Raw genomic sequence first — 5,253 nt, forward strand, 5'->3', positions numbered from 1 at the left:
GGTCACCGGCGGCCGCGACGGCCAGGAGCGCCGGTCCGACCGCGAGCGGCGCGACGAGCGCGGGCGCGTCGGGTCGCGCGCCGGGCACCTCGTCGGRCACGGGCGCGTACTTCGCGATGACCTCGCGGAAGGCCCAGAACTTCTCGGTCGGGTATCCACTCTCGTCGAGCGGGGCGTCGTAGTCGTAGCTCGTCGTGATCGGCGCGTAGCGTCCCTTGTCGTTCGCGCCGTTCGTCAGCCCGAAGTTCGTGCCGCCGTGGAACATGTAGACGTTCACGGACCCGCCGGCCGCCAGCAGCGCGTCGAGCTCGGCAGCGGATGCCGCGGCATCCGTCACGTGGTGGTGCGAGCCCCAGTCGTCGAACCAGCCGCACCAGAACTCCATGCACATGAGCGGGCCCGTGGGCTGGAACTCGCGGAGCGTCTCGAGGCGCTCGGGCACGCGGGAGCCGAATGAGCCCGTGAGATGCAGGCCGGGCAGGCTGCCGTCGGCGAGCATCTGCGGGGTGGGCTGGTCGATCGTGGTGAGGGGCACAGTGATGCCGGCGTCGCGGGTCACCCGCACGAGCTCGGCGAGGTAGGCCTTGTCGTCGCCGTACGCGCCGTACTCGTTCTCGATCTGCACGAGGATGACCGGCCCGCCCGCGTCGACCTGCCTCGGCGCCACGACCTCGTAGACGCGCCGGAGGTACTCGGTGACCGCCGCGAGGTAGTGCGGCTCGGAGCGACGCACGCCCACCTCGGGGTCGCGGAACAGCCACGCCGGGAGGCCGCCGTTGTCCCACTCGGCGCAGATGTAGGGCCCGGGCCGCACGATCGCGTGCATGCCCTCGGCCGCCACGAGGTCGAGGAACCGGCCGAGGTCGAGGCCGTCGTCGGCCCGCCACTCACCGCGGTGCGCCTCGTGCGCGTTCCACGCGACGTAGGTCTCGATGGCGTTCAGGCCCATGAGGCGGGCCTTGCGGATGCGGTCCGCCCAGAGGTCGGGGTGCACGCGGAAGTAGTGCAACGCGCCCGCGAGGATGCGGTGCGGCTGCCCGTCGAGCTCGAAGTCGGTCGGCCCGATGGCGAAGCGGGAGTGGGCGGTCACAGGCATCCGTTCTGGTGATCGTGGACGGTGGAAGGGCGGCGCTCGAGGCACACGGCGGTCGGAAGAGTGGGAAGCGGCGGGGCCGGCCGGGAGTGCCCGACCGGCCCCGCGGTGTCGCGACGGCTACTCGCCGACCGTGAAGCCCTGCTCGTTGCCGTAGTCGACGAGCTGGGACTGCCAGTCGGCGAGGCCCTCGTTGAGGTCGGTCTTGTTCGCGTAGGACTGGCCGACGGTGTCGCCGAAGATGCTGTTCGCGTACACCTGGTAGGGCAGGTACGACCAGCCGGGCGCCACGTCCTTCGAGGCCTGCGTGAGCACCTCGTTGATCTTCTGGCCGCCGAAGTACTCGGACTCCTGGTTCACGAACTCGGGGTCGTCGAGGTTCGCCGTGGTCGACGGGAAGCCGCCGCTCTCGAGGAACACGTCGATGGACGCCGGGTCGCTGTTCAGCCAGCGGAGGAACGCCGCGGCGAGCGCCGGGTTCTTCGACTGCTTCACGACCGACTGGCCGCCGCCGCCGTTCTCCGAGGTCACCGGGGTGCCGTCGTAGGTCGGCATCGGCGCGACGCGCCAGTCGCCCGAGGCATCCGCGACGCTCGACTCGAGCACGCCGGGCATCCACGCGCCGATGGGGAGCGTGGCGATCGAGCCGTCGGCGAGGCCCTTGAACCACTCGTCGCTCCACCCGGGGGTCGTGGCGACGAGGTCCTCCTGGATGAGCTGGTTCCAGACGCCGGTCCACTGCTCGGTGCCCTCGTCCTGGAAGTTCACGGTCACGTCGGTGCCGTCGATGGCGAACGGACGGCCGCCGGCCTGCCAGATCATGCTCGTCGCGAAGCCCGCGTCGCCGGTGTCGGACGTGATGTACTTCGTCGGGTCGGCGGTGTGCAGCTGGCGCGCGGCGTCGACGTACTCGTCCCAGGTGGTCGGCACGGCGATGCCGTACTGGTCGAAGACGGACTTGTTGTAGAAGAGCGCCATGGGCCCCGAGTCCTGCGGCAGGCCGACGAGCTTGCCGTCGACGTTCACGCTGCCCCAGGTCGACGCGCTGTACTGGTCCTCCAGCTCGTCGAGGCCGTACTCGCTGAGGTCGACGAGCGAGTCGGCGAGGGCGAACTGCGGCATGGCGTAGTACTCGATCTGCACGACGTCGGGCGCGCCCGAGCCCGCCTTGATCGCGTTCTGCAGCTTCGTGTACTCCTCGGTGTTGGTGCCGGCGTTCACGAGCTCGACGTCGACGTTGGGGTACGCCTCCTCGAACGCGGCCACCTGCGCCTCGGCGCTGGGGGTCCAGCTCCAGTAGGTGAGCTTGCCGCCGGCCTCGAGCGCGGCGTCGAGGTCGTCGGCGCTGCCGGAGCCCGAGGTGGAGTCGGCTCCGGTCGAGCACGCGGCGAGCGCGCCGACCGCGAGTGCGGCGGTCGCGGCGACCGCCAGGGTCCGCCGGAAGGCGGTGCGGGCGATGGTCATGTGATGTTTCCCTTCACTTCGTTGTGCCATCTGTGATCCGGGGCAGGACGCTCCGGGTGAGCGGTGGGTGCGGAATGGACAGGCAGTGCCGCTCGGTCACTGCTTGACGCTGCCGGCGCTGAGCCCCGACTGCCAGAACCGCTGCAGGCCGAGGAACGCGATGACGATGGGGAGGATGGTGAGGAGCGAGCCCGTGATGACGAGGTTGTAGATCGGCTGCGCGGCCACGCCGGTGGCCTGGGCGTTCCACTGGTTCAGGCCGACCGTGAGCGGATACCAGGTGGGGTCGCTCAGCATGATCAGCGGCAGGAAGTAGTTGTTCCAGGTGGCCACCACGGTGAACAGCAGCACGGTGACGATGCCGGGCGCGAGGAGGCGCCCCGAGATCGTGAAGAACGTGCGGAACTCCCCCGCGCCGTCCATGCGCGCCGCCTCGAGGATCTCGGTCGGCACGGAGTCGACCGCGTAGACCCAGATCAGGTAGAGGCCGAACGGGCTGATCAGCGAGGGGATGATGATCGCCCACGGCGTGTTCGTGAGGCCGAGCTGGCTGAACATGAGGAAGGTCGGCACCGCGAGCGCCGTGCCGGGCACCGCGATCGCGCCGAGCACGACGGCGAAGATGGCGCGGCGGCCCCGGAACCGGAACTTCGCGAGCCCATACCCCGCGAGCGTGGCGAGGAGGGTCGCGCCGCCGGCGCCGACCACCACGTAGAGCAGCGTGTTGCCGAACCAGCGCAGGAAGATCCCGTCGCGGTAGGTCAGCGTCTCCCAGATGTTCTGGAAGAGCACGAAGTCGTCGTCGAACCAGAGCCCGAAGCTCGAGAAGAGCCCGCTCTGCGTCTTCGTCGCGTTGATCACGAGCCACGCGAGCGGCACGAGGCTGTAGAGCACGAAGATGCCCATGAGCAGCGTGAACGCCACCGACTTGCGGGGACGCAGCGGCGAGTTGCGGCGGCGCGGGCCTCGAGTGCCACGGCGGGCGGATGCCGCATCCGCTCGCTTGTGGTCTGCGGCTCGCACCTCGGGGGCGATGGTGGCGCTCATCGTTCTTCCTTCCGGGAGCCGCGGAGCTGCACGACGTAGGCGATCACCGCGGTGATCACGCCCATGACGATCGCTACCGTGGCCGAGGCGTTGTACTGCTGGCCGGCGAACGACAGGTTGTAGGCGTACATGTTCGGCGTGAAGTACGTGGTGATGATGTTCGGAGCGAGGGTGCGCAGGATGTTCGGCTCGTTGAAGAGCTGGAAGCTGCCGATGATCGAGAAGATCGTCGCGATGACGATCGCGCCGCGCAGGGCGGGCAGCTTGATGCCGGTGATGACGCGCATCGGCCCGGCGCCGTCGAGCTCGGCCGCCTCGTAGAGGTCGGTGGGGATGACGCGGAGCGCCGAGTAGAAGATCAGCATGTTGTAGCCGACGAACTCCCAGGTCACGATGTTGCCGATCGAGACGAGGATCCAGTTGCGGGCGAACGGCGTGATGACCTCGCTGCCGAGCCAGTCGTTGATGTTCGCGGCCAGGCCGAAGTTGTCGCCGTAGATGAACCCCCACATGAGCACGGCCACGACCGCGGGCACGGCGTAGGGCAGGAAGATCACGATGCGGAAGAAGCCCGAGGCGTGCAGGCGGGCGCTGTCGATGGCGAGCGCCGCGACGAGCGCGAGGCCGAGCATGATCGGCACCTGGATGAGCAGGAAGAGGGTGACGCGGCCGAAGCCCTCCCAGAACTGCGGGTCGGCGAAGAGCTCGAGGTAGTTCTCGGCGCCCACGAACGCGTTGCCGCCGATGAGCTGCTCGCGGAAGAGGCTGAGGTAGACCGAGTAGGCGACCGGCGCGATGAACACCAGCAGGAACACCACCAGGAAGGGCGCCACGAAGGCGAGGCCCTTCCACTCGCTGCGCCCACGGACTCGGATGCGGCGGGGCGGCGGCGCGGTGACCACCGCGGCCGGCGCGGGAGGGGACGTCGTTGTCATTCGAATTTCCAATCGCTCGCATGTTCACGTCAACATGCAGTGCGGTTACCGTAGCATGTTGACGTGAACATGCGCCAGTCTGTGCAAGTCTGTGCGTGACGCACGAAGTGTTCGAGGGAGCCGGCGATGACCACCACCACCCAGGGCGAGGCGCTGCCGCTCCGCCGGCGCGGGCCGTCGATGGCGGATGTCGCGCGTGAGGCGAACGTCTCGGGGCAGACCGTGTCGCGCGTCTCCAACGGGCGCAGCAACGTCGACGCCGACACCCGTGAGCGCGTGCTGACGGCGATGCGCAAGCTCGGCTACCGGCCCAACAGCGCCGCGCGGGCGCTTCGCAGCGGCCGGTTCCACTCGATCGGCGTCATCATGTTCACGCTCTCGAGCTTCGGCAACATGCGCACCCTCGACGCGATCGCGGTCGCCGCGGCCGACGCCGGCTACTCGATCACGCTCATCCCCGTGCCGCACCCGACGCAGGGCGAGGTCGCGGGTGCGTTCGACCGCCTCAGCGAGGAGGCCGTCGACGGGGTCATCATCATCGTCGAGGCGCACCTGCTCGACGAGAACGACGTCGAGCTGCCCGCGGGCCTCCCCGTGGTCGTCGTCGACTCCACCGCCGGCGACCGCTACCCGATGGTCGACACCGACCAGGCGCACGGCGCCCGCCTCGCCACCGAGCACCTGCTCGGCCTCGGCCACCGCACGGTGTGGCAC

The 5,253-nt window shown here is 69.4% G+C and carries 5 protein-coding genes; 1 reads left to right on the forward strand and 4 read right to left on the reverse strand.

The window, feature by feature from the left end; genetic code table 11:
- From AC1DY2_RS14800 to AC1DY2_RS14815, 4 genes are all read right to left on the reverse strand, one after another.
- A partial coding sequence (locus tag AC1DY2_RS14800; RefSeq protein ID WP_476763117.1) for a glycoside hydrolase family 35 protein occupies nucleotides 1-1,090 on the reverse strand: 1,090 nt, incomplete at its 3' end.
- 123 nt (nucleotides 1,091-1,213) lie between these two features.
- Nucleotides 1,214-2,557 carry an ABC transporter substrate-binding protein gene (locus tag AC1DY2_RS14805; protein ID WP_476763118.1) on the reverse strand — a complete coding sequence of 448 codons (1,344 nt, stop codon included), beginning with the start codon at nucleotides 2,555-2,557 and terminating at the stop codon, nucleotides 1,214-1,216.
- Nucleotides 2,558-2,653: 96 nt separating this feature from the next.
- Nucleotides 2,654-3,604: a carbohydrate ABC transporter permease gene (locus AC1DY2_RS14810; protein WP_159604361.1), complete on the reverse strand. Its 951-nt coding sequence runs from the start codon at nucleotides 3,602-3,604 to the stop codon at nucleotides 2,654-2,656.
- On the reverse strand, nucleotides 3,601-4,539 hold the full coding sequence (locus tag AC1DY2_RS14815) for a carbohydrate ABC transporter permease (protein ID WP_476763119.1): 939 nt from the start codon (nucleotides 4,537-4,539) through the stop codon (nucleotides 3,601-3,603). The genes AC1DY2_RS14810 and AC1DY2_RS14815 overlap by 4 nt, the downstream gene beginning before the upstream one ends.
- 126 nt (nucleotides 4,540-4,665) lie before the next feature.
- Between AC1DY2_RS14815 and AC1DY2_RS14820 the strand changes: the two genes are divergently transcribed.
- The coding region (locus tag AC1DY2_RS14820) for a LacI family DNA-binding transcriptional regulator (RefSeq protein WP_476763120.1) at nucleotides 4,666-5,253 on the forward strand (588 nt) is incomplete at its 3' end.

The organism is Agromyces sp. P1_H4, assembly GCF_056405255.1.